We start from the raw sequence: 24443 nt of genomic DNA, 5'->3' as shown, positions 1-24443 counted from the left end.
ACAGCGTCGTACGCAAGGAAGGAAGTTTTCCCCGTGAGCGCCTCCCGCCCCGAGCCCACCACACGGCTGACCGTGGCCCAGGCCGTCGTCTCCTACCTCTCCCACCAGTACAGCGACGCCGACGGTGAACGACGGCGACTCATCCCGGCCACCTGCGGCATCTTCGGCCACGGCAACGTCGCGGGACTCGGCCAGGCGCTCGACCAGTTCTCGGACCGGATGCCGTTCGTCCAGGGCCGCAACGAACAGGCCCTCGTCCATCTGGCCACCGGCTACGCCAAGCACTCCCGCCGCCACGCCACCCTCGCCGTCACCGCCTCGATCGGTCCCGGCGCGCTGAACATGGTCACCGGCGCCGGCCTGGCCACCGTCAACCGGCTGCCGGTGCTGCTCCTCCCCGGCGACAGCTACGCGACCCGCCACCAGGGCCCGGTGCTCCAGCAGTTGCAGCACCCCAGCGAGGCCGATGCCTCCGTCAACGACGCGTTCCGGCCGGTGGCCCGCTTCTTCGACCGCATCACCCGGCCCGAGCAGCTGCTCACCGCCCTTCCGGCGGCGATGCGGGTGCTCACCGACCCCGCCCACACCGGCGCCGTGGTCCTCTCCCTGCCGCAGGACGTGCAGTCGCACGCGTACGACTTCCCGACCGCGCTCTTTGGGGACACGGTCTGGCGGATCCGCCGGCCGGCCGCCGACCCGGACGAGGTGACGCAGGTCGCGCAGCTGCTGGCCGAGGCCCGGCGACCGCTGATCATCGCGGGTGGGGGCGTCAACTACTCCGGTGCCACGCCCGAGTTGGAGCGGCTGGCCGAACTGGCGGGCGTCCCGGTCGTCGAGACCTTCGGCGGCAAGGGCGCGGTGCAGCGGCGCGCGTGGTGGCAGCTCGGCGGCATCGGGCTGGAAGGCACCCCCGCCGTCAACGAGTTGGCGAGGGAAGCCGATCTCGTCCTCACCGTGGGCTCCCGGCTGACCGACTTCGCCACCGCCTCGCACTCGCTCTTCCAGCACCCCGACGTACGCTTCGCCGGCATCAACCTGGACATCCAGGACGCCGGGCGGCTGGGCGCCGTAGGCATCGTCGCCGACGCCAAGCGCGCCCTGGCCGCGCTCGCCGACGAGGTCGAGGCCCGGCGGATCGCCGCCCCCGTCGCCTGGCGGGAGCGCGTCGAAGCCGCGCACGCCCGGTGGGTCCCGGTGCGCGCCCGGGCCATCGACCCGGGCATGCCGTTCGACAAGAGCGCGGTGCCCGCCGACTCCGACGTGGTCACCGACACGGACGCGGTGCTGACCCAGGGCCAGCTGATCGGCGTGCTCCAGGAGCACGCCCGCCCCGGCGACACGATCATCGCCGCCGCCGGCGGACCGCCCGGCGACCTGCAGAAGGTCTGGGACGCCACCGAGGGACGCCACTGCCACCTGGAGTTCGGCTTCTCCTGCATGGGCTACGAGTTGCCCGCCTCGATCGGCGTCCGGCTCGCCGAATCCCGTCCGCAGGCCCGCGTCACCGCCTTCATCGGCGACGGCACCTTCCTGATGGCACCCACCGAACTGGTCACCGCCGCCCAGGAACGCGCCGCCGTCACCGTCGTCATCGCCGAGAACCACGGCTACCAGGTCATCCACCGCCTCCAAATGGGCCGCACCGGCGCCGAGTTCGGCAACGAGTTCCGCTACCGCAACAGCACCCTCGATCTCACCGACGGCAAACCCGCCCGCCTGGAGAGCGACTACCTCGACGTCGACCTCGTCCGCGTCGCGGCCGGGCTCGGCGCACACGCCGTCCGGGCCACCACCGCCGACGAATTCGCCGAGGCCCTCGCCTCCACCCGCGATCACCAGGGCCCGGTGGTCATCGTCGTCCCCGTCATCCCACACGCCGACCTTCCCGGCGCGGGCGTCTGGTGGGACGTAGCTCCGGCCGAGATCGCCGAGCAACCGTCCGTGGCCGCGCTGCGTGGCGAGTACGAGGTCGGGCTGGCGGAACAGAGGTGGTTCGGATGACCGCCTCACCCCTGAACCACGGCCGCCTGCGCCGACGGCTGGCCGCCGAAGATACGACCGTGGGCACTTTCCTCGGCACCGAGGTCGCCGAGCAACCGTCCGTGGCCGCGCTGCGTGGCGAGTACGAGGTCGGGCTGGCGCAACAGAGGTGGTTCGGATGACCGCCTCACCCCTAAACCACGGCCGCCTGCGCCGACGGCTGGCCGCCGGAGACACGACCGTGGGCACCTTCATCGGCACCGCCGCTCCCCTCACCGGCGAGGTCTGCGCCGCCGCCGGGGTCGACTGGCTGCTGCTGGACCTGGAGCACGGTGCGGGCGGCGAGGAACAGGTGCGGGCCCTCGTCCCGGCCGCCGCCTCGTACGGGGTGCCGACCGTCGTCCGTGTCGAGTCCGCGGCACGCATCCGCATCGGGCGGGTGCTCGATCTGGGCGCGGCCGGTGTGATGCTGCCCCGGCTGGACAGCGCGGACCAAGTCGCCGCCGCGCTACGGCACTTGCGCTATCCGCCGGACGGCGACCGGGGCGTGGCCACCTACAACCGGGCCTGCCGCTTCGGTCTTGATCCCGGGGCGCTGGACCGCGAGGCGGACCGCCCCCTCGGCGTGGTGCAGATCGAGTCGGCCGCCGCCCTGGACGACGTGGACAAGATCGCCGCACTGGACGGCGCCGACGTCCTCTTCGTCGGCCCCCGCGACCTCAGTCACGACCTAGGGGTCCCCGGACAGTTCAACGCGCCTGTCTACACGGCCGCGTTGGACAAGGTCCGCGCCACCGCCTCGGCACACGGCAAGGCGTCCGGCCTGCTGGTGAACGACGGGGCCGGGGCGGCGGCCCGGATCGCCGAGGGCTGGACCTTCGTGGCCATCGGCTCCGACTCCACCCTGCTCGCCGCAGCCGTCACGGCCCACCTCGACCAGGCACGCACCGCGTCCTGATCCTGCACACCCTGGAGCGCAACCATGAACAACAGCGACAACTCCGACGGCTCCGAGGACGCGGCAACGCTCGGCATAGGCCTCATCAGCGTCGGCTGGATGGGGCGACTGCACACCCGCGCGTACCAGTCCATCCCCGTCGTCTACCCCGAACTCGGCCTGCGGCCAAGGCTCGTGCACGCTGCCGACACCGCACCCGATCGCGCGGACTACGCCCGTGACGTGCTCGGCTACGCCAGATCCTCCGCCGACTACCGTGCGGTCCTCGCCGACCCCGAGGTCGACGTGGTCTCCATCTGCGGGCCCAACCATGTGCACCGCGAGATCGCGGTCGCCGCCGCCGAGGCGGGCAAGCCGTTCTGGATCGAGAAGCCGGTCGGGCGGGGTGTCGACGAAACAGCCGCGGTCGCCGCCGCCGCGCGGGCGGCCGGCGTCGAGACCTCGGTCGGCTACAACTACCGTGGCGCACCGGCCGTGGAGCGCATCCGCGAACTGGTCGCGGACGGCACGCTCGGCCGGATCACCAACGTCCGCTCCGTCTTCTACTGCGGTTACGCGGCCGAGCCCAAGGGCGCGCTCTCCTGGCGCTTCCGCCGCGAGTTCGCCGGCAGCGGCGCACTCGGCGACCTGCTCAGCCATGTCGTCGACCTCGTCCAGTACGTCGTGGGACCGATCGCCGAGGCCAGCTCGCTGCTCTCCACCGTGTACACCGAGCGGCCCGTCCTGCCCATGGGCTCCGGTACGCACTTCGCGGTCATCGAGGACGGCGAGATGGCGCCGGTCGAGAACGACGACCACGTCGCCGCGCTGGTCCGCTTCGCCGACGGCCCGCACACCACCGGCACGGTCGGCACCCTGGAGGCCTCCCGCGTCATCGTCGGCCCGCAGTGCGGACTCGCCATCGAGGTCTACGGCACCGACGGCTCCGCGTCCTGGAACTTCGAGCAGCTCAACGAGATGCGGCTCTGCCTCGGGCGCGGCGGACCCAACGTCGGCTACACCACCGTCCTCGCCAACGCCTCCATGGGTGACTACGCGCGGTTCCAGCCCGGACCGGCCAACAGCATGGGATTCGACGACCTCAAGGTCATCGAGGCCAAGAAGTTCCTCACCGCGCTGACCCGCGGCGAACAGCGCAACGCGACCATCTACGACGCCCACCAGGACGCCGAGGTCCTCGCCGCCGTCGCCGCCTCGGCCGAGGACGGACGCTGGCACCCCGTCAGCACCGTCCCGGACGCCGCCTACGGGCGTAAGCCGCACGCCGAGGCGAGCCATGCCTGACCCCACCGTCGTCGCCCTCGGCAGGGTCGACCCCGCGCTGGTGGAGGGGCCCCTGCGGGGACGGGCCGTCTTCGTGGCCCACCCGGGTCCGGACGACCTGGCCGCGGCCGTCGGGGCGATCGTCCGTGCCGATGCCGTCGTCGACCGGGACGCACTGGACCGGATGCCCGACTGCCGGGTGCTGGCCCGGACCGGGGTCGGCGTGGACCTGGTGGACGTGGCCGAGGCGACCGAGCGCGGCATCGCGGTGGTCATCACCCCGGACAGCGGTTCGCAGGCGGTCGCCGAGGGCGTCCTGGGCATGGCGCTGCACCTGGTCAAACGCTTCGGACCACTGAACCGGCTGGTGCGGGACGGACAGTGGGCGCGGCGCGCCGAGGTCCCCGTCGGCGACCTGTGCGGCGCGGTCATCGGCATCGTCGGCTTCGGCCGCATCGGGCGTCGGGTCGGCGCGCTCGCGGAGGCCTTCGGGATGCGGGTGCTCGCCCACGACCCGTTCGCCACACCGCCGGACACGGTCAACTGCCCCGATCTGAGCGAACTGGTCGCGCACAGCGACGTCATCACCCTGCATCTGCCGCTCTCGGACACCACCCGGCACCTGGTGGACCGCCGGTTCCTGACGGCGGTCAAGCCGGGGGCGGTGCTGGTGAACTGCGGTCGCGGCGGGCTGGTGGATCTCGACGCCGTACGGGACGCGCTCGTGGCGGGCCGGCTGTCCGGTGTCGGACTGGATGTCTACGACCCCGAACCCCCCGTCCACCACCCGCTGTTCGACCACCCCGACGTGCTGCTCACCCCGCATCTGATGGGAATGAGCATCCGCGCCGAAGCCGCGACCTACGCCGACGCGGCCCGAGGTGTCGCCGATGTGCTGGCCGGGCGCCGTCCGGCCGCGCTTGCCAACCCCGAGTGGATGCCCACTGGCCGTTCCAAGGAGAGATCGAGATGACACTGCTGGACAACAAGGTCGTGCTGGTCAGCGGGGGCAGTCAGGGGGTCGGTGCCGCCATCGCCCGGGCAGCGGCCCGCGAGGGCGCTTCGGTGGTCGTCACCGGTCGCCGTACCGAGCCCGGCGAGGCACTGGTCGCGGAACTCGAAGCGGCCGGGACCCAGGCCGCGTTCGTCAGGACCGACGTCGCCGACGTGGTGCAGGCCAAGGCGTCGGTGGCCGCAACGGTCAGCCGGTTCGGGCGAGTTGACTGCCTGGTCAACTCCGCGGGCCTGACCTCACGCGGTTCGCTCCTCGACACCACGCCGGAGCTGTTCGACGCGCACATCGCCGTCAATCTGCGCGGACCGTTCTTCCTGATGCAGGGCACGGTCGCCGACATGCTCTCCCGGCAGGCCCCCGGGACGATCGTCAACATCATCTCCACCTCGGAACACTGCGGCCAGCCCTTCCTGACGCCGTACTCGACCGCGAAGGCGGGCCTGGCCGGGCTCACCCGCAACGCCGCGCACGCCCACCGCTTCGACCGCATCCGCATCAACGGACTGAACATCGGGTGGACGGACACCGAGGGCGAGGACGCCACCCAGCGCGCCTTCCACGGCGCCGGCGACGACTGGCAGCTCCAGGCGGGGAAGAGCCTGCCGATGGGTCGTCTGGGCCGGGCGGACGAGATCGCCGACTTCGTCGTCTTCCTGCTCTCGGAGCGCAGCGGAGTGGTCACCGGCTCCGTCATCGACTGGGACCAGAACGTCATCGGGGCCCTCGACTGAATCGGCGCCCCCGACTGAAAGGACGTACAGCGCCATGAGAATCGGACTCATCGGGCTGGGACGGATCGGCGCGTTCCACGCCCAGACGCTCAGCAGCCTGCCGTCGGTGGACACCCTCGTGGTCACGGACGCCGTGCCCGGCCGCGCCGCGGACATCGCCGGGAAACTCGACGCGCAGGCCGTCGACTCCGTGGCCGACCTGCTGGGCGCGGGCCTGGACGGCGTCGTCATCGCCGCGGCCACCGACGCCCACCCCGCCCTGCTGGAGGCCGCGGTCGAGGCGGGAATTCCCGTCTTCTGCGAGAAGCCGGTCGCCGCGGACACCGCCGAGGCCGCGCGGATCGCCCGGCAGCTCGCCGACCGGGGTGTCCCCGTCCAGATCGGCTACCCGCGCCGCTTCGACGCCGGGTTCGTCGCCGCCCGCGAGGCCCTGCACAACGGCGCCCTCGGCTGGCTGCACACCGTCCGCTCCACCACCCTCGACCCGGCCCCGCCGCCCCGCGACTACGCGGCCGTCTCCGGCGGCATCTTCCGCGACTGCGGCGTCCACGACTTCGACGCCGTGCGCTGGGTGACCGGCCGCGAGGTCGTCGAGGTCTACGCCACGGGCGGCAACCGGGGCGAGGAGTGGATCCGCGACCTCGGCGACGTCGACTCGGCGGCCACCGTCCTCACCATGGACGACGGCACCCTCGCCGTCGTCTCCAACACCCGCTACAACGCCCGGGGTTACGACGTCCGGCTGGAACTCCACGGCTCCCGCGACAGCGTCGCCGCCGGACTGGAGGACAAGCTGCCGCTCCGCTCCGTCGAGCCCGGCACGACCTTCCCCTCCGGTGTCCCGCACAGCTTCTTCATGGACCGTTTCGCCGACGCCTTCCGCGCCGAACTCGCCGCCTTCACCGAGGTCGTCCGCGGCGATCGTCCTTCCCCCTGCACCCTCACGGACGCGGTCGAGTCCAGCTGGGTCGCCGAAGCCGCCACCGCCTCCCTCCGCGAGCACCGCCCGGTCCGCATCGAGGAAGTGCGCCGGTGACGGTCAGGGACCGGGCAGACACGGCAGACACGGTGAACCGCGCGAAAGTCACCCCGCTCCCACGCACTCGAAAGGCGCCTGACGTGAGCGCTCCTACGCTCTGCAGAACCCCCGCATGCCGGCTCGCGATGGCCCTGACCGCCTCCGCGTCGGCTCTCGCCCTCACGGCGTGCGGGGTCATCGACGGCGTCGGCGGAAGCGACAACTCCGCATCGCCGAAGAAGGGCGACGACATCACCGTGGGGCTGCTCCTGCCCGACACGGACACCGCACGCTTCGAGAACTTCGACCACCCCGTCATCAAGAAGGAGGTCGCCACCCTCACACACGGCAAGGGCAAGGTCGTCTACGCCAACGCCGAGGCGAGCCAGGACAAACAGAACCAGCAGTTCCAGCAGATGGTGGACCAGAAGGTCGACATCATCCTGGTGGACGCGCTGGACGCCAAGGCCATCGCCCCCCAGGTCCAGAAGGCGAAGGACGCCGGCATCCCCGTCATCGCCTACGACCGGCTCGCGCAGGGCCCGATCGACGCGTACGTCGCGCACGACAACGAACTCGTCGGCGAGCTCCAGGGCCGCGCCGTGATCGAGGCGCTCGGCGGCGACGCGGCATCCAGCAAGATCGTCATGATGAACGGCGATCCCGCGGACACGAACTACGCGAAGTACAAGCAGGGCGCTCTCGGCGAGCTCGAGAAGAAGGTCCGGATAGCCAAGGTGTACGACACCGACAAGTGGTCGCCGGCGGTCGCCGAGGCGAACATGAAGAAGGCGATCCAGGCCGTCGGCCTCGACGACATCGCCGCCGTCTACGCGGCCAACGACGGCTTGGCGGGCGCCGTCATCAAGGCGATGAAGGAGGCGGGCGCCACCAGGATCCCGCCGGTGACCGGCCAGGACGCGAACCTGGACGCGATCCAGCGGATCGTCTCGGGCGAGCAGTACATGACCGCGTACAAGCCGTTCCTGGAGGAGGCCACCCGCGCCGCGGAGATGGCGGTGTACAAGCTCCAGGGCCGCGACATCCAGTTCGACGCGCTGACCAGGGACACGGTCGACAGCCCCACCGAGAAGAAGATCCCCACGATGCTGGTCCCGGTGGTCGCCGTCACGAAGGACAACATCAAGGAGACGGTGATCGCGGACGGTGTCTACTCCGTCAAGGACATCTGCACCCCGAAGTACGAGGAGGCATGCGCCGCGATCGGTCTGAAGTAGCGGTCGGCCTCCCGACAGCCGACGAGGGGATGCCCGGTCGGCTAGGGTCGCCTCGTGGCGGACGAAGCGGCTCCGTCGCAGTGAGATCCACCGGCCTGGGGCACATCGCGACTGTGCCGCGGTGGACCGAAAAGTGCAGGTCGGAGAGGCGTTCTGGGGGCGCAATGCGATTGAGAGTGGAGTTCACGACCGAGCCCTTCGACCTGGACGAGGCACCCGCGCACGCGCTGGTGGCCCGTGAGGTCATCGAGGCCGCCGAGCTGGACGCGGTGGACGTCGGCCCGTTCGGCAACACGGCGGAGGGTCCCGCTGATGCCGTGCTCGCCGCCGTGGACGCGCTGCTGCGCAAGACCCTGGACTCGGGCGCCACCCGGGTCTCGCTCCAGGTCAATGTCATCGGGGAGGGCGAGCAGTGAGCGAGGACGAGCCCTTCATCACGGCCGTGAAGCCGCTGGTCGACTCCATGGGCGGGGTGATGCTCCCGCCGGACGAGGCCGGCCCCGACGATGTCGTGCTCTCCTGGGAGGGCGCAGACGTCGTCGCCGTACGGCTGCCGCAGCTGGCCGACTCCCTCGATCACATCCTGGCCGCCATGGAGCGCAAGCAGGGCAGGCCGCTGGCCGACCTGGACCGCAAGGCCAAGCAGGAGGTCGTACGGATACTCGAGGCGCGCGGCGCCTTCTCCGTACGGCATGGGGTCGAGACCGTGGCGGGCGCGCTCGGCGTCAGCCGGTTCACCGTCTACAACTATCTGAACCGCGAGAAGGGCGTCTGAGGGCGGGGCCAGGGGCGCCGGGGGCTTTGTTACCCGGAATTTTCAACAAAGTGTTGACGCGGTGTTTCGGAGGGCGTTAGCTAATCGCAGCCCGTTCAGCACGCTAGGCCGATGACGGCCACGGAGGCCCCCGTGACTTCGACTGCCACGCCCCCGGGTCTGGCCCGGTTCAATGCCCTGGAGGAGCACGCGGCCTTCGTCGCACTTCACGAGGCCTGCGCCGCCACCACCTGGGCCAGGCGACTGCTCGCCGCCCGCCCGTACGCCACCCCCGAGGACCTCTACACCGCCAGCGATGCCGCGATGGCCGAGCTGACCGCCGTGGACCTCGCGGAGGCGATGGCCGGGCACCCGCCGATCGGCCGCCCCAAGCCGGGCGATCCGACCTCGGCCCGGGAGCAGCGCGGCATGGCCGGCGCCTCCGAGGAGCTCAAGGCTCAGATGCTGGAACTGAACCTGTCGTATCAGGAGAAGTTCGGCCATGTCTTCCTGATCTGCGCGACCGGCCGGACCGGCGAGCAGATGCGGGACGCGGTCAAGGAGCGGATCGGGAACTCGCCGGAGCAGGAGCGGGAGACCGTCCGCACCGAGCTGGGGAAGATCAACCGCATCCGGCTCGCCCGCATCGTCGAAGAGGACGCCTGACCATGAGCACGAGCACCACCGCCTCCGTGTCCACGCACATCCTGGACACCAGCGTCGGCCGCCCAGCCGAGGGCGTCGCCGTCCAGCTCTCCGCCCGCGGCGGTCGGGGCGCCCATCACGGGCAGGGAGGGGACTGGCAGACGCTCGGCGGATCCGCGACCGACGCGGACGGCCGGTGCAAGGACCTCCCGGCGCTGCCGGAGGGGACCACACACGTACGGCTCGACTTCGCCGTGGAGCCGTATTTCGAGAAGAAGCAAGCCGATGCGCAGCAGGACGCCCCCGCGAATCGGGACAGCGGTGCCGTGTTCTTCCCCGAAGTGGCGATCACCTTCGCCGTACAGCCCGGGGAGCATTACCACGTGCCGCTGCTGCTCAACCCGTTCGGCTACTCCGTTTACCGAGGGAGCTAGCAGACATGGCAGACAATTCCCGCCCGGCCCGTCCTGTGATCCTGGGACAGAACCAGTACGGCAAGGCCGAGAACCGAGTCGTGAAGATCACGCGGGACGGCGCCACCCACCACATCAAGGACCTCAATGTGTCCGTCGCCCTCTCCGGCGACATGGACGAGGTCCACTACTCCGGCTCGAACGCCAACGTCCTGCCGACGGACACCACCAAGAACACGGTGTACGCGTTCGCCAAGGAGCACGGCATCGAGTCCGCCGAGCAGTTCGGCATCCACCTCGCCCGGCACTTCGTGACGAGTCAGGAGCCGATCCAGACGGCCCGGATCCGCATCGAGGAGTACTCCTGGGAGCGGATCGCGAGCTCGGACGCCAACTCGCAGTTCATCGGCGCCGACGAGGTCAACCACTCCTTCGTCCGCAAGGGCCAGGAGACCCGGGTCACGCAGATCACCTACGACGGCTCGTCGTGGGAGGTCGTCTCCGGCCTCAAGGACCTCGTCGTGATGAACTCGACGAACTCCGAATTCTGGGGCTACGTCAAGGACAAGTACACGACGCTCCCCGAGGCGTACGACCGCATCCTGGCCACCCAGGTCTCCGGCCGCTGGCGGTTCAACTGGACCGACGACGAGCAGAAGATGCCCAACTGGGAGAAGTCCTACGAGCAGGCCAGGAAGCACATGCTCCAGGCCTTCGCCGAGACCTACTCGCTGTCGCTCCAGCAGACCCTGTACCAAATGGGTGCGCGCATCATCAACAACCGCAGTGAGATCGACGAGGTCCGCTTCTCGCTCCCGAACAAGCACCACTTCCTGGTGGACCTGACGCCGTTCGGGCTGAAGAACGACAACGAGGTCTACTTCGCCGCAGACCGGCCGTACGGCCTGATCGAGGCCACCATCCTGCGGGACGGCTGTGAGGCGAGGATCCCGGTCGACCTCACCAACCTCTGACCGTCTCCGCATTCTCGGCACCCGCGGCCGGTGGGCGAAGCTCCCGGCCGCGGTACTCAAACTCCCCGGGTCCTGCCGTGCCCTCTCCACAACAGCGCTAAGGACGAACCATGGCAGCAGCCCAGCGCATCGTCATCGAGAACTGTTCGATCGCGACGGTCGACGCCGCAGACACCGAGTACGCCACGGGGTATCTCGTCGTCGCCGGCAACCGCATCGAAGCGCTCGGCCCGGGGAGGGCCCCCGAGGGCCTGGAGAACGTCGTACGCCGCATCGACGCCACCGGTCACCTGGTGACCCCCGGTCTGGTCAACACCCACCACCACTTCTACCAGTGGATCACCCGGGGCCTGGCCACCGACCACAACCTCTTCGACTGGCTCGTCGCGCTGTACCCGACCTGGGCGCGCATCGACGAGCAGATGACGTACTCCGCCGCGCAGGGCTCGCTGGCGATGATGGCCCGCGGCGGTGTCACCACCGCCATGGACCACCACTACGTCTTCCCGCAGGGTTCCGGCGACCTGTCCGGCTCGATCATCCGCGCCGCCCGCGAGATGGGCGTCCGCTTCACTCTCGCCCGCGGCTCCATGGACCGCAGCGAGAAGGACGGCGGGCTGCCGCCGGACTTCGCCGTCGAGACCCTGGACGGTGCCCTCGCCGCGACCGAGGCGACCGTGCGGGAGCACCACGATCCCGCCTTCGACGCGATGACCCAGGTGGCCGTCGCGCCCTGCTCGCCTTTCTCCGTATCGACCGAACTGCTGAGGCAGGGCGCCGAGTCGGCCCGCCGCCTCGGCGTACGGCTGCACACGCACGGCTCGGAGACGGTCGAGGAGGAGCAGTTCTGCAAGGAGCTGTTCGGCATGGGGCCGACCGACTACTTCGAGTCCACGGGCTGGCTCGGCGAGGACGTGTGGATGGCGCACTGCGTCCATATGAACGACTCCGACATCGCCGCCTTCGCCCGTACGAAGACCGGTGTCGCCCACTGTCCCTCGTCCAACGCCCGTCTCGCGGCCGGCATCGCCCGCGTCCCCGACATGCTCGCCGCCGGCGTCCCGGTCGGCCTCGGCGTCGACGGCACCGCGTCGAACGAGTCCGGCGAACTCCACACCGAGCTGCGCAACGCCCTGCTCATCAACCGGCTCGGCGCGCACCGGGAGGCCGCGCTCAACGCCCGGCAGGCGCTGCGCCTCGGCACGCACGGCGGCGCCCAAGTCCTCGGCCGCGGCGCCGAGATCGGTTCCCTGGAGCCGGGCAAGCTGGCCGACCTGGTGCTGTGGAAGCTGGACACCCTGGCCCACGCCTCGATCGCCGACCCGGTGACCGCACTGGTCTTCGGAGCCGCGGCCCCGGTCACCGCCTCGTTCGTGAATGGCCGTCAGATCGTCGAGGACAACCGCCTGTTGCACGTCGACGAGGACGCGATCGCCCGGTCGACGCGCGAACAGGCGCAGCGGTTGGCCCGGATCGCCGCCGGCGACTAGCCGTACGGCTACTGGATCTCCGGCCGGGAGGGACGGCTCCCGGTCGGCAGCCGTGGACCCCAAGAGGGTTCGCGGCGGCCGTCGCCGGGGCGTGCACCGACGTGTGTGCGCCCCGGAACGGTCTCCGTCCCCCTCCCCAACGGTCCCTCCCCCACTCTCGGCTTCGCTCGAGCGGGAGGTGCCCCCATGCCCTCGCATCACCTCCTTGAAACCCACGTCAGAGCCGACGTGCCGTCAACCGACCGGAGGAGCCGCCCGTGTCCGCCCACCCCGTCGACGAAAAACTCCCCGCCGCCAAGATGGCGACGACAGGCCTGCAACACGTGGCCGCCATGTATGCCGGAGTCGTCGCCCCACCCCTGATCGTCGGTGCGGCCATCGGCCTGACCGGCACCGAACTGACCTTCCTCACCGGCGCCTGTCTGTTCACCGCGGGACTCGCCACCTTCCTCCAGACCATCGGCATCTGGAAGATCGGCGCCCGGCTGCCGTTCGTCAACGGCGTCACCTTCGCCGGTGTCGCCCCCATGACCGCGATCGTCGCCTCGACCGAGGACAAGTCCGACGCACTGCCGATCATCTTCGGAGCGGTGATCGTCGCAGGTGTCCTCGGCTTCATAGCCGCCCCCTTCTTCAGCAAGGCGGTCCGCTTCTTCCCGCCGGTCGTCACCGGCACGGTGATCACCCTCATCGGTGTCTCGCTGCTGCCGGTCGCCTTCGGGTGGGCCCAGGGGCCCGACCCCGCGGCGGACGACTACGGTTCGACGACCTACCTCGGCCTGGCGGCGGCCACCCTCGTGATCGTGCTGATCCTGCGGCGCTTCACCCGCGGCTTCGTCAAGCAGGTCGCCGTACTGCTCGGCCTGGTGGTGGGCACGCTGATCGCGATCCCGTTCGGGGTCACGGACTTCGGCCCGGTCGCGGACGCCGACGTGATCGGCTTCCCGACCCCGTTCCACTTCGGCGCACCGCAGTTCCAGGTCGCGGCGATCGTGTCGATGTGCGTCGTGATGGTGGTCTCGATGACCGAATCCACCGCGGACATGCTGGCGTTGGGCGAGATCGTGGAGCGCCCGGCGGACGAGAGGACCATCGCGGCGGGCCTGCGCGCCGACACGCTCGGCTCGGCGCTCAGCCCGCTCTTCAACGGCTTCATGTGCAGCGCCTTCGCCCAGAACATCGGCCTGGTCGCGATGACGAGGATCCGCAGCCGGTACGTCGTCGCCACCGGCGGCGGATTCCTGGTGCTGATGGGCCTGTGCCCGGTGGCCGCCTCGCTGATCGCGGTCGTACCGCGCCCGGTGCTCGGCGGTGCCGGCGTGGTCCTGTTCGGTTCGGTGGCCGCCAGCGGCATCCAGACGCTCGTCCGGGCGGGCCTGGAGAAGGACAACAACGTCCTGATCGTGGCCGTCTCACTGGCCGTCGGGATCATCCCGATCACCGCGCCGGAGTTCTACCACGCCTTCCCCGAGACGGCGCGGATCGTCCTGGACTCGGGCATCTCGACGGGATGCGTGGCCGCGGTGGTCCTGAACCTCCTCTTCAACCACCTCGGCAGGTCCCGCCGGACCGACGACGACGTCACGGCTCCGATGGAACCGGTCCATCAGCCGATGGCGTAGCCGTCCCCGCACCCCGGCCGGCGGGCGCAGCACCACGGCCGCCAGTGCCAGCGCCCCCACCGCGATCACCGTCGCCACCCGGAAGGCCAGCTGATAGCCCTCCGCGGTGGCCGACACCGGCTCCGCCCCACCGTCGAGCAACCCGTCGGTCCGGCCCGCCGCCAAGGTGGACAGCACCGCCAGACCCAGGGAACCGCCCACCACCTGCGTGGTGTTGAACAACCCGGAGGCCAGGCCCGCGTCCTCCTCGCGGGCACCGGCCATCGCGAGCCCGGTCAGTGCGGGCATCGCGGCGGCGAAGCCGGTGGCGAGCAGGAGGAGGGGCGGGAGTACGTCCGTGACGTACGAGCCGTTCACCGGGGCACGGCTCAGCAGGGCCAGTCCGGCGATGATCAGCACGAGCCCCGCCATCAGCACCCGGTACGCGCCGAACCGGCCGATGGTCCGCGCGGACAGGCCCAGCATCAGCACGCCGATCGCGACCGGGGCCGGCAGAAACGCCGTGCCGGTGGCCAACTCGCCGTAGCCGAGGACGCGTTGGACATAGAGGGCGCCGATGAACTGGAAGCCGTACATCGTCGCGATCATCAGGATCTGGACGGCGTTCGCACCGGTCAGCAGGCGGGAGGTGAACAGGCGCAGTCGGAGCAGCGGGCGGGCGGCACGTGCCTGGCGGAGTGTGAACGCCACGAAGAGGGCGAGGGCGAGCGCGGCCAGGAGCAGGGTGGTGGTCAGGTCGCGGTCGCCGGAGCCGACGATGACGAACACCGTGAGCATCAGCGCGCCGGTGATCAGGGCCGCTCCCGGATAGTCGGCGCCCCGGCCGAGCCCCTCGCCGCGGTCCGGCGCCAGGACACGGAGCGCCGCAAGCCACGCGGCCACGCCGATCGGCAGGTTGATCAGGAAGATCCAGTGCCAGCCCAGGGTTTCGGTCAGCGCCCCGCCGAGGAACGTGCCGAGCGCCCCGCCCGCGGCGCCGACCGCGCTGAACACGGCGATCGCACGGGCCTGTTCACGTGGCTCGGGGAACAGCGCGACCAGCATGCCGAGGACGACGGCCGAGGTCATCGCCCCGCCCACCCCTTGCAGGGCGCGAGCCGTGATCAGCATGCCCTGGCTGCCGGCGATCCCGCACAGCACCGAGGCCGCCGTGAACACCGCGAGTCCGGCGGTGAACATCCGCTTGCGGCCGATCAGGTCCCCGAGCCGGCCGGCCAGCAACAGCAGACCGCCGAACGGGATCAGGTAGGCGTTGACCACCCAGGCCAGACCCGGGCCGCTGAATCCCAGGTCGCTCTGGATCGCCGGCATCGCGACCGTGACGATGTTGCCGTCCAGGATCGTCATCAGCGTCCCCGCGCACAGCACGACTAGGGACGCCCAGCGGGAGTACGTTCGGTGGGGCGCGAGCGTGGAGCGATCGAGCAGGGACGACATGGCGGTCCGGCCTCCGTGTTCTCCGTGGTTTTCCGTGGGTCTCCGTAGGGCCCATAGGTGCACTGCTTGTAACGGGGTACATCGTGGGTGACCATGGGAGTGCGGGTAAGGAGGCAGTTCGATGTCCCAGCGGAACACCGGTGTAACCGTCCAGGTCGTGAACGCGCACGCGTGCCCCGTCCGTGAAGTTCTTGACAGGGTGGCGGGCAAATGGAGCGTCCAGATCCTGGTGGCCGCGGCGCACGGCCCCATCCGTTTCACTGAGTTGGAGCGCAGCATCGAGGGCATCAGCCGGCGCATGCTGACCCTGACGCTGCGCAACCTGGAGCGCGACGGACTCGTCACGCGCACGGTCCATCCGACGGTGCCGCCCAAGGTGGAGTACGAACTCACCCCGGTCGCCCGCGAGTTGCACGAGACACTGCAACGCCTGACGGACTGGGCGGAGCGCAATCGCGTCTACGTCGCCGAGTCGCGTGCGGCCTACGACACCGAGCACCCAATGTCCTGAATCCGACGGTCCGTCAATTTCTTCGCTCCGATGGGAACTTGTCCGTGTACTGGACCGTTGTCGGTTTTGCAGGCATGTATACGCATGACTGACCTCTTCGTGCCCGGTGGGGACCGGCCGCGGAGTTCGGGGGACAGAAAACCGGGGGTAGTTCAGTGCACCGACACCATCGTGAGACCTACTACGTCGTCGACGAGGGCCGGATCCTGGAGTTCGAGCAGGGACAGGCCATCGCGCGCGTGCCGACCGCGACCGAACAGCAGATGGCCTTCCGCTTCTCCAGGTTCGGCAAGAAGAAGGGCCTCCCGCTCAGCGAGGAGCTGCGCGCCAAGCTCGCCGCGGCCATGACCACCGTGGGCCAGGAGGGCGACGACCCGGACTCGGGCGCGCCCGGCACGCCGATCCCGGCGGGCTTCACCTACCTGGGCCAGTTCGTCGACCACGATCTGACGCTCGACCGCACCCAGGTGGGCCTGGGCGACCCGGTCCCGGTCGAGGACCTCGTACAGGGCCGCAGCCCGGCCCTCGACCTCGACTCGCTCTACGGCCTGGGCCCGGACCACGCCGGCAGCGCCCGGTTCTACGAGCCGGACGGCCACCTCAAGACGGGGACGACGCTCGGCGTGCCGTTCCCGCCGGAGCTCCCGCCCGCCAACACCGACCAGAAGGGCTTCGACCTGCCGCGGGCGGGCGAGACCGTCGGCGGCACCCGGGCCGACCAGCGCGCCCCGCTGATCCCGGACGCGCGCAACGACGAGAACCTGGCGGTCGGCCAGCTGCACCTGGCGTTCATCCGTTTCCACAACCGCGTCCTGGACCGCCTCGCCGAGCGGGGTGTGCCCGAGCACCGGGCGTTCCGCATGGCGCGGGAGACGGTCATCAAGCACTACCAGTGGATCCTGCGCACGGACTTCCTGCCGCGCATCGTCGACCCGGAGATCGTCGAGCGTGTCTTCACCCGCGGGCGGCGCCACTTCGAGGTGCCGGGACGGTCCCGGCCCGGCGACCTGCCGACGATGCCCATCGAGTTCTCCGTCGCCGCCTACCGGCTCGGGCACAGCATGGTGCGCACCGCCTACCAGTGGAACAGCGTCTTCCGTGTGGGCGGCCCCGGCGGTATCGGCACGCTCGGTCTGCTGTTCCGCTTCAGCGGCACCGCGGGCAACCTCACACCGCCCGCCCCGAACAGCCCGCCGGGCGACCTGAGCGACCTCGACGACCCGAACGCGGGGGAGAACCTGCGGCTGCCCAGCAACTGGATCGTCGACTTCCGCAGGCTGTTCGACTTCGGTGAGGTGGGCCGCGACGACCTGGTCGTGCCCAAGGGCGAGTTCAATCTCGCCAAGCGGATCGACACGCTGCTCGTCGACCCGCTGGCCGCGCTGCCGACCGGCACCTTCGACGGACGAGGCCGCCCGGCCCCGCCGCCGATCCAGCGCAACCTCGCCTTCCGCAACCTCGCCCGGGCCGGGATGGTCGAGCTGTCCACGGGACCGCAGCTCGCCGCGCAGATGCGTATCAAGCCGCTGACGGCGGACCAGATCCTCAAGGGCAGGGGCGGCGCCGAACTCGACGGGCTGACCCCGGCGGAGCGGGAGTCGCTGGTGGCGCACACCCCGCTGTGGTTCTACATCCTGCGCGAGGCCGAGGTGAACGAACGCCACCCCGGCCGCCTCACCGGCGTGGGCGGCACCCTTGTCGCCGAGGTCTTCCACCGCGCGATGGAGGGCAGCCGCACGTCGATCGTGAAGCACCCGGGCTGGCGCCCCAGCCTGCCGTCCCATCGCAAGGGCGCGTTCACGATGGCGGACATGCTGCTCTTCGCCTTCGAGGACGACGCGGATCTGTTGAACCCGCTGGGATAGACGGGGAGTTGTTCAGCCCGCAGACCGGGCGGCGGCGGAAGTGACCGCCGCCGCCCGGCGCGCGGCCCGGCACAGGTCAGAGACCGAAGCGGCTCGGATCGGACGCCAGCTCCTTGAAGCGCTCCTGAGGTGCGGCGACCAGCTTGCGCGCCTTGAGGTCCAGCAGCCCGCCGACCCCGGTGACCTCGGCGGCCACCGTGCCGTCGGCCTTGCGGATCGTCTGCTCGATACGGAAGGTCTTGCCCTCGCCCCAGAGGAAGGCGCAGGTCACCTCGACCTCGTCGCCCGCGAGCAGTTCGCGCTTGTAGCGGATGGTGGTCTCCAGGGCCACCGGTCCGACACCCTGGGCGATGAGGCCGGACTGGCTGATGCCGGCCGCCCGGAGGAGCGACCAGCGGGCGTGCTCGGCGTAGTTGAGGTACACGGCCTGATTGAGGTGCCCCTGTACATCGGTCTCGTACCCGCGGACGGTCACCGGGACGGAGAACGGCTCGCTCACGGTTTTCCCTTCACGTTTCGGCTCACGCATTCGATGATCTGATCGAGAGATCTTGGCATGCCCGTCACGCCCGGCGCGGGGAGGCCAGCAGGTACCGGATCCTCGTGCGGGGCTCGGTGTACTCGCCGACCTGCCAGCCCGCCTTCTCCAGCGTGGCCGCGCAGGCGCGCAGCGCGTCGACGCCCGGCTCGTGCACGGCGACGGCCTCCGGCTGCGGGGTGGCGATCACGCGGTAGCCGGCGGAGTCCGGTGCGGCGGGGTGCCGGGGCGTTTCCGGCCCGGCGGGGCGATGTCCGGCCGCCTCCAGGGCGAGGGCGGCGGCCTGCACCAGATGGGCGCGTTCCCAGCCGCAGGGCCGGTCGGTCGCGCCGTCCGGATTGGTCATCCGGCGCAGCTCGATCAGCCCCTGCCAGGCGCTGTGCACTTCGCGGACCCGGGAGGGCCCCGGACCCGGCACCCCCGGCCCCTCCTCGCCGCCGACGCGGGCGGCGAAGACACCGGCGGCCCCGGCGGCCCCGTCGGCCCGGGCGGTGGGCTCCGGGGCGGCCTCGGGGACTTCCTCCCGTGTCCGATGTCCCGCCGGGGTCAGAAAGTGATCGTGCGGCGGCCTCGGATGCCGGAAGGCGAGCCCACGCTTCACCAGTGCCTCCAGCTGCGTCTCCGTGCCCCTGAGCCGTCCGGTCACCGGATCGGCGGCGTCGATGACACGCCGCTGGGCGGCGGTCGGCGGTCGTGTCATGACGTGCTCCTCCCCGGTCCCCGGCCTCTCGGTCGATCCATGGGAAGACTACGACCCGGGTCCGACAATCACCCGGACGGCGGCCGGGGCCTGATGTTCCACCCCGCGATCACCGGCCGGCCGTGCTCCGTGCCCAGCCGGCCCAGCGTCCCGGTCGCGAGCTGGAACAGTGCCCCGCCCGACGGGGGCAGGCCCAGCCGGCGGGCGGTGAGGACGCGCAGGAAGTGGCCGTGGGCGACCAGGACGACGACGCCTTCGGTGTTGGCGAGCGCGGCGTCGACCTTGCCGAGCATGCGGTCGGCGCGTTCGCCGACCTGTTCCGGAGTCTCGCCGGGGTGCTCGGGCGGCCCCGGTGCGACCCCGTCCGTGAACAGGAACCAGCCGGGCCGCTCACGCTGGATCTCTACGATGGTGACGCCCTCGTAGCCGCCGTAGTCCCACTCCCGCAGATCCGCATCGATCCGCATCTCGTGCAACCCGATGAGCTCGGCCGTCTCCCGCGCCCGTTGCAGCGGGCTGACGAACGCGGCCCCGACCCGGTGCGAGCGGATCAGCGGGACCAGGCCGCGTGCCTCTTCCCGCCCGCGCTCGGTCAGCGGGACGTCCGTCCGGCCGGTGTGCCGCCCCGACCTGGACCACTCGGTCTCACCGTGTCTGACCAGCAGAAGATCACCCATGCCTCACAGGCTATGGGCCCACCGCTCCAGCCGCGCGAACTCGGCCTCCCGAAGCCCCTGGCGCGGGTCGATCCGCAGCAGCAGCGCCGGCCCCTCGTGGTGCTCGGCGACATGCCGGACGTCCAGGTCGGTGATCATGTCGTCGACCCAGACGAACGGGCGCCCCGCCGCCCACTCCACGACCCGCCGGGTCTTCCAGTACAGCCCGTCCGGGTCCGCTGCGAACAGGTCGGTGAACTCGATGACCGGCAGATCGCCCGGCAGCCCGATCACCGGGGCGATCATCTCGTTGGCCTCGTGCATCCAGGTGGTCGCCCAGGCCAGCTCGTACGGCAGGGCGCGCAGCCGCGCCCCGTGCCCGGGGTGCAGCCGGACCCGGAGCCCCCTGCGGAGCCTTCGCGACCCCGGTGCCTGCCGGTTCGTCCAGCCCGAAGGGTGCATTCGGCGCGTCACATAGCCGCGGTGCCGGGTGAACAGGGCGCGGTACGGGTTGAGGGGGCCGTCCACGTCCAGGAGGAGCAGTGGCAGATTGCTCATGGGGAGCGACCTACCCGCGCGCTACTGCCGGTAGCCGCTCAGGAACCGCCCGATCCTGCTGATCGCCGCGTCCAGGTCGTCCGCGTACGGCAGCGTGAGGATCCGGAAGTGGTCGGGTGTCGGCCAGTTGAAGCCGGTGCCCTGGACCACCTGGATCTTCTCCCGCAGCAGCAGGTCGAGGACGAACTTCTCGTCGTCGTGGATCTTGTGGACCTTGGGGTCGAGGCGCGGGAACGCGTACAGCGAGCCCTTCGGCTTCACACAGGACACGCCGGGGATCTCGTTGAGCTTCTCCCAGGCCACGTTGCGCTGTTCGTGCAGCCGGCCGCCGGGCGCGGTCAGTTCGTGGATGGACTGGCGGCCGCCGAGCGCCGCCTGGATGGCGTACTGGGCGGGCGCGTTGGCGCACAGCCGCATGGAGGCCAGCATGGTCAGGCCCTCCAGATAGTTCTTGGCGTGCTGCTTCGGGCCGGTGACCACCAGCCAGCCCGAGCGGAAACCGGCCACCCGGTACGTCTTCGACAGGCCGCAGAACGTCAGGACGACCAGGTCGGGGGCGAGGGCTGCGACCGAGTGGTGCACGGCGTCGTCGTACAGGATCCGGTCGTAGATCTCGTCGGCGAAGACCATCAGGCCGTGCCGCCGGGCGAGGTCGAGGATGCCCTCGATGATCTCCTTGGGGTAGACGGCGCCGGTGGGGTTGTTGGGGTTGATGATGACCACGGCCTTGGTGCGGTCCGTGATCTTCGCGGCCATGTCGTCCAGGTCCGGGTACCAGTCGGCCTGCTCGTCGCAGAGGTAGTGGACCGCCTTGCCGCCCGCGAGCGTGGTCACGGCCGTCCACAGCGGGAAGTCAGGGGCCGGGATGAGGATTTCGTCGCCGTCCTCGACCAGCGCCTGTACGGCCATCGAGATCAGCTCGGAGATGCCGTTGCCGAGGAAGACGTCGTCGACGCCGACGTCCAGGCCGAGGGTCTGGTAGCGCCCTGCCACGGCCCGGCGGGCGGAGAGGATGCCGCGCGAGTCGGTGTAGCCGTGCGCCTGGGGGAGCATCCGGATCATGTCCTGGAGGATCTCCTCGGGCGCCTCGAAGCCGAAGAGCGCGGGGTTGCCGGTGTTCAGGCGCAGCACGCTGTGGCCCGCCTTCTCCAGTGCGTCGGCGTGCTCGATCACCGGGCCGCGGATCTCGTAACAGACCTCGCTGAGCTTGTTCGACTGCCGGAACTCCATGCGCCCCTCCGGTATCTGGTGTTGCTTGGTTTTACCAAGTTCGAGCTTGGAAAGTCCAATGACATGTCTAGACTGCGTCGCATGTCACCTCGTCGAAGCTACGACCAGTACTGCTCCGCCGCCCGGGCACTCGACCTCGTCGGCGACCGCTGGACCCTGCTGATCGTCCGGGAGCTGCTCGCCGGTCCGCGCCGCTACACCGACCTGCACGCCGACCTGCCGGGCGTCAGCACGGACGTACTCGCGTCGAGGCTCAAGGACATGGAACGCGACGGGCTGACCTCGCGCCGCCGGCTGCCGCCGCCCGGAGCGGCGTTCGTCTACGAACTCACCGGCCGTGGGCGGGAGTTGCTGCCGGTCCTCCAGGCGCTGGGCGCATGGGGTCAGACCGAGCTGGGGGAGCGGCGGCCCACCGACGCCGTACGGGCGCACTGGTTCGCCCTGCCGCTGCTCCGGTCGCTGGAGGGCGAGGGGCTCGTCGAAGTCCGGCTGGAGGAAGGCGAGTTCCATGTGTACGTCGGGGCCGAGGAGGGGCCCGTGTACGGCGACGGGCCCGCGCCCGCGGAGCCCGAGGCCCGGCTGGTCCTGGACGCCGGTACATGGGAGGCGGTCGGGCGGGGGGAGTTGAGCCTGGCGGAGGCGGTACGGGGCGGCCGTGTCACCGTGACCGGCGAGGGGACACTGGCCAAGGCGTTGCGGGAGGCATGAGCCAAGGCGTTGTGGAGGCATGAAAAAGGGCCCGCCGTACGACCGTACGGCGGGCCCCGTTCCGGCCTGTCACGCGCCCCGCGGTCGCCCCGCTCCGCGCGTCAGCGCATACCCGCCGATTCCCGCGAGGGCGGCCAGCACACCGCCCACCGCGGTCCACACCCACCGGTCGGACCACCAGCCGGAGGACCAGCCGTCCTCGGGCTCGATCGCGGACAGCACGGCCGAGGACGACGCACTCTCCTCGGCCTCGTCCGACGTCACCGCGATGCCCGGCACCAGCGGCTGCGCCAGCGAGCCGTCCACGGCCGCCGAACCGCCGATGTCCTTGGAGGACACCTCGACGGCGGCGGACACCGGAAGGCCGAGGTCGGCCGTGGCCAGGTCGAGGACCGTCAGCCGGATGTAGTAGGTGCCCGGCAGCGGGTCGCCCGCCCACGGCTCGGACCAGGAGCGCACCGTACGCAGGGTGCAGGCCACGTCGACCGAAGCCGCGTCCTGGGCGGCGGTGCGGGTCTGCGCGCCGTACTGGCAGGCCTGGCGGCGGCGCAGTCCGTCGTACACGTCGAGCTGCCAGGTCTGGGCGGCGTGCGCGTCCGGGAGGTCGACGGTCGCCTTCACGGTGGGCCGCTGGCCGGCGTCCGCGGGGAACGACCAGTAGAGGTAGTCGCCCGCCGAACCGCTCGCCGTCGCCTTCTGGCCCTGCTCGATCTCGGTCGCCGTACGGAAGGACGTACCCGCCTGGGTGGGCGCGTCGCTCGAAGCGCCGGGTGACGGCGACGAATCCGCCAGCGCCGGAGCGGCGGCCGGTCCGAGCAGCAGCAGCGCCGCGCTCAACACACGTGTGATGCGCATCAGTTGGTCCTCCAGACCGCGACCCGCCAGCGTGACACCCAGCCCCAGAGCACACCGGCGACGAAGCCCGTCAGAATCAACGCGCCGAGCAGCCACCAGCCGCGCCCGAGACCGAAGGACGCCACATCGCCCGACCCCGAGGGGCCGTCCACGACGTCGACGGTGAGTTCGAGCGGCAGACCCGGTGTGCTCTGCACGCCGGAGGCCGTCGAGAAGGAGTTGGTGACCTGGAGACAGACCGTCTCGGCCGGCGCGGCGTCCTCGTCGTCGCTCTCCGCCTTCGGGTACCGCAGCCCCGTCGAGATGACGTCCGTACGGCCGTTGCCCGTCCCCTCGCCGCGCACGATCTCGCGCCCGCGCTCGGTGACGGCCCGCAGCAGCACGCCGTAGTCGGGGTTCACGGCCCGGTCGGCCGCCACGCTCACCGAGGCGCGCAGCTCCTGGCCGGGGTTCACGTCGACCCGGTACCAGCGCTGCTGCCCGAACTCCTCGCGGTCCGTGTACAGACCGGACTCCAGGGTGGGCGCCTTCGCGCACCGGTCGGCGCCCTCCGTGGCCACCGGCGTCACCACCGGATCGGCCGCCCGGTCCACCAACTGGTTGACGCGGTCGGTGAGTTCGTCGGTGTGCTCGATGGAGGTGTACGTGCCGCCGGTCGCCTCCGCGATACAGCTGAGCTGCTGTCGCATCTTGGTGTTGGGCACCAGGCCGAGGGTGTCGATGGTCAGGCCGATGCCCTTGGCCGCGATCTCGCGGGCCACCTCGCACGGGTCGAGCGGGGCGCAGGTGTCCTCGCCGTCGCTGATCAGCACGATGCGCTTGGAGCCGGTGCCGCCGTCGAGGTCGTCGGCCGCCTTGAGCAGGGCGGGGCCGATCGGGGTCCAGCCGGTGGGCACCAGGGTCGCGACCGCCGTCTTGGCCTCGGTGCGGTCCAGCGGGCCGACCGGGTAGAGCTGCGCGGTGTCCTTGCAGCCGGTCTTCTGGTCGTCGCCCGCGTAGTCGGCCCCGAGGGTGCGGATACCGAGCCGGACCTCCTCGGGCGTCGCGTCGAGGACTTCGTTGAACGCCTGCTTCGCCGCGGCCATCCTGGTGCCGCCGTCGATGTCCTTGGCCCGCATGGAACCGCTGACGTCGAGTACGAGGTTCACCTTCGGTGCGTCCTCGCCCGTGGGTTCTCCGGCTGCCGCCGCGGCCGGGAAGGCGAGCCCGGCCGTCAGCGCGGCGAGCAGGGCACACGTACCCGCCGCCAGCCGTTGTCTTGTGATCATCGGCGGATCCTATTGA

Annotated in this window: 25 protein-coding genes and 1 pseudogene; 18 read left to right on the top strand and 8 right to left on the bottom strand. The window is 70.8% G+C overall.

What is annotated here, in order from left to right:
- Positions 1-33: 33 nt before the first annotated feature.
- From iolD to ACIHFB_RS17940, 15 genes are all read left to right on the top strand, one after another.
- Positions 34-2001: a 3D-(3,5/4)-trihydroxycyclohexane-1,2-dione acylhydrolase (decyclizing) gene (iolD, locus tag ACIHFB_RS18010; protein ID WP_365274139.1), complete on the top strand. Its 1968-nt coding sequence runs from the start codon at positions 34-36 to the stop codon at positions 1999-2001.
- On the top strand, positions 1998-2162 hold the full coding sequence (locus tag ACIHFB_RS18005; protein ID WP_365274136.1) for a hypothetical protein: 165 nt from the start codon (positions 1998-2000) through the stop codon (positions 2160-2162). The genes iolD and ACIHFB_RS18005 overlap by 4 nt, the downstream gene beginning before the upstream one ends.
- On the top strand, positions 2159-2938 hold the full coding sequence (locus ACIHFB_RS18000; protein WP_365274133.1) for an aldolase/citrate lyase family protein: 780 nt from the start codon (positions 2159-2161) through the stop codon (positions 2936-2938). The genes ACIHFB_RS18005 and ACIHFB_RS18000 overlap by 4 nt, the downstream gene beginning before the upstream one ends.
- A gap of 24 nt (positions 2939-2962) precedes the next feature.
- Positions 2963-4222: a Gfo/Idh/MocA family oxidoreductase gene (locus tag ACIHFB_RS17995; RefSeq protein WP_365274130.1), complete on the top strand. Its 1260-nt coding sequence runs from the start codon at positions 2963-2965 to the stop codon at positions 4220-4222.
- Positions 4215-5174 (top strand): NAD(P)-dependent oxidoreductase, encoded by a 960-nt coding sequence (locus ACIHFB_RS17990; protein WP_365274127.1) that lies wholly within the window; start codon positions 4215-4217, stop codon positions 5172-5174. The genes ACIHFB_RS17995 and ACIHFB_RS17990 overlap by 8 nt, the downstream gene beginning before the upstream one ends.
- Positions 5171-5947 carry an SDR family oxidoreductase gene (locus ACIHFB_RS17985; protein ID WP_365274124.1) on the top strand — a complete coding sequence of 259 codons (777 nt, stop codon included), beginning with the start codon at positions 5171-5173 and terminating at the stop codon, positions 5945-5947. The genes ACIHFB_RS17990 and ACIHFB_RS17985 overlap by 4 nt, the downstream gene beginning before the upstream one ends.
- Before the next feature lie 34 nt (positions 5948-5981).
- Positions 5982-6983, top strand: a complete 1002-nt coding sequence (locus tag ACIHFB_RS17980; protein ID WP_365274121.1) for a Gfo/Idh/MocA family oxidoreductase — start codon at positions 5982-5984, stop codon at positions 6981-6983.
- A gap of 128 nt (positions 6984-7111) precedes the next feature.
- The gene (locus tag ACIHFB_RS17975; RefSeq protein WP_365275109.1) at positions 7112-8203 is read left to right on the top strand and encodes a substrate-binding domain-containing protein; all 1092 of its coding nucleotides are present in this window, start codon (positions 7112-7114) and stop codon (positions 8201-8203) included.
- A 164-nt stretch (positions 8204-8367) separates the two neighbouring features.
- Positions 8368-8619, top strand: coding sequence for a thiamine-binding protein (locus ACIHFB_RS17970; RefSeq protein ID WP_365274118.1), 252 nt, complete (start codon positions 8368-8370; stop codon positions 8617-8619).
- A gap of 47 nt (positions 8620-8666) precedes the next feature.
- Positions 8667-8978 (top strand): helix-turn-helix domain-containing protein, encoded by a 312-nt coding sequence (locus ACIHFB_RS17965; protein WP_365275106.1) that lies wholly within the window; start codon positions 8667-8669, stop codon positions 8976-8978.
- A gap of 132 nt (positions 8979-9110) precedes the next feature.
- Complete coding sequence (gene uraD, locus ACIHFB_RS17960) at positions 9111-9623, top strand: 2-oxo-4-hydroxy-4-carboxy-5-ureidoimidazoline decarboxylase (protein WP_365274115.1); 513 nt, start codon at positions 9111-9113, stop codon at positions 9621-9623.
- A 2-nt stretch (positions 9624-9625) separates the two neighbouring features.
- The gene (gene uraH, locus ACIHFB_RS17955; RefSeq protein ID WP_365274112.1) at positions 9626-10036 is read left to right on the top strand and encodes a hydroxyisourate hydrolase; all 411 of its coding nucleotides are present in this window, start codon (positions 9626-9628) and stop codon (positions 10034-10036) included.
- Positions 10037-10041: 5 nt separating this feature from the next.
- Positions 10042-10989 carry a factor-independent urate hydroxylase gene (gene pucL / locus ACIHFB_RS17950; RefSeq protein WP_365274109.1) on the top strand — a complete coding sequence of 316 codons (948 nt, stop codon included), beginning with the start codon at positions 10042-10044 and terminating at the stop codon, positions 10987-10989.
- Between the two features lie 110 nt (positions 10990-11099).
- Positions 11100-12479: an 8-oxoguanine deaminase gene (locus tag ACIHFB_RS17945; protein ID WP_365274106.1), complete on the top strand. Its 1380-nt coding sequence runs from the start codon at positions 11100-11102 to the stop codon at positions 12477-12479.
- A gap of 257 nt (positions 12480-12736) precedes the next feature.
- Positions 12737-14101, top strand: coding sequence for a nucleobase:cation symporter-2 family protein (locus ACIHFB_RS17940; RefSeq protein WP_365274103.1), 1365 nt, complete (start codon positions 12737-12739; stop codon positions 14099-14101).
- Between the two features lie 21 nt (positions 14102-14122).
- On the opposite strand, the pseudogene ACIHFB_RS17935 reads toward ACIHFB_RS17940, so the two are convergent.
- Positions 14123-15538, bottom strand: a pseudogene (locus tag ACIHFB_RS17935) (MFS transporter); the annotation flags it as partial.
- 121 nt (positions 15539-15659) lie between these two features.
- Here ACIHFB_RS17935 and ACIHFB_RS17930 point away from each other — a divergent pair.
- Positions 15660-16049, top strand: coding sequence for a helix-turn-helix domain-containing protein (locus tag ACIHFB_RS17930; RefSeq protein WP_365274101.1), 390 nt, complete (start codon positions 15660-15662; stop codon positions 16047-16049).
- Between the two features lie 155 nt (positions 16050-16204).
- Positions 16205-17914: a heme peroxidase family protein gene (locus tag ACIHFB_RS17925; protein WP_400127291.1), complete on the top strand. Its 1710-nt coding sequence runs from the start codon at positions 16205-16207 to the stop codon at positions 17912-17914.
- Between the two features lie 76 nt (positions 17915-17990).
- Here ACIHFB_RS17925 and ACIHFB_RS17920 read toward each other — a convergent pair whose 3' ends face one another.
- The 5 genes from ACIHFB_RS17920 to ACIHFB_RS17900 all read right to left on the bottom strand — a co-directional run bounded on the left by ACIHFB_RS17920 (position 17991) and on the right by ACIHFB_RS17900 (position 21596).
- Positions 17991-18413, bottom strand: a complete 423-nt coding sequence (locus ACIHFB_RS17920) for an acyl-CoA thioesterase (RefSeq protein ID WP_365274095.1) — start codon at positions 18411-18413, stop codon at positions 17991-17993.
- Between the two features lie 64 nt (positions 18414-18477).
- Positions 18478-19152, bottom strand: a complete 675-nt coding sequence (locus ACIHFB_RS17915) for a hypothetical protein (protein ID WP_400127290.1) — start codon at positions 19150-19152, stop codon at positions 18478-18480.
- Positions 19153-19220: 68 nt separating this feature from the next.
- Positions 19221-19829 carry a histidine phosphatase family protein gene (locus tag ACIHFB_RS17910; RefSeq protein WP_400127289.1) on the bottom strand — a complete coding sequence of 203 codons (609 nt, stop codon included), beginning with the start codon at positions 19827-19829 and terminating at the stop codon, positions 19221-19223.
- A gap of 3 nt (positions 19830-19832) precedes the next feature.
- On the bottom strand, positions 19833-20366 hold the full coding sequence (locus ACIHFB_RS17905) for an HAD domain-containing protein (RefSeq protein ID WP_365274086.1): 534 nt from the start codon (positions 20364-20366) through the stop codon (positions 19833-19835).
- Positions 20367-20387: 21 nt separating this feature from the next.
- Positions 20388-21596, bottom strand: a complete 1209-nt coding sequence (locus tag ACIHFB_RS17900; RefSeq protein WP_365274083.1) for a pyridoxal phosphate-dependent aminotransferase — start codon at positions 21594-21596, stop codon at positions 20388-20390.
- Positions 21597-21677: 81 nt separating this feature from the next.
- Here ACIHFB_RS17900 and ACIHFB_RS17895 point away from each other — a divergent pair, with 81 nt between their 5' ends.
- Positions 21678-22304 (top strand): winged helix-turn-helix transcriptional regulator, encoded by a 627-nt coding sequence (locus ACIHFB_RS17895; protein WP_400127288.1) that lies wholly within the window; start codon positions 21678-21680, stop codon positions 22302-22304.
- A 69-nt stretch (positions 22305-22373) separates the two neighbouring features.
- On the opposite strand, the gene ACIHFB_RS17890 is transcribed toward ACIHFB_RS17895, so the two are convergent.
- Together ACIHFB_RS17890 and ACIHFB_RS17885 are read right to left on the bottom strand one after the other, a co-directional pair.
- Entirely contained in the window at positions 22374-23159 is a 786-nt protein-coding gene (locus ACIHFB_RS17890; protein ID WP_400127287.1) for a hypothetical protein, read from the bottom strand.
- The gene (locus ACIHFB_RS17885) at positions 23159-24427 is read right to left on the bottom strand and encodes a VWA domain-containing protein (RefSeq protein ID WP_400127286.1); all 1269 of its coding nucleotides are present in this window, start codon (positions 24425-24427) and stop codon (positions 23159-23161) included. Before ACIHFB_RS17885 ends, ACIHFB_RS17890 begins: the two co-directional genes overlap by 1 nt.
- Between the last annotated feature and the right edge of the window lie 16 nt (positions 24428-24443).

The sequence above is a fragment of the Streptomyces sp. NPDC051963 genome, from assembly GCF_044593495.1.
Classification (GTDB): Bacteria; Actinomycetota; Actinomycetes; order Streptomycetales; family Streptomycetaceae; genus Streptomyces.
The sequence above is the reverse complement of the archived record's forward strand: the minus strand, read 5'-3'. Positions and strand labels throughout refer to the sequence as shown.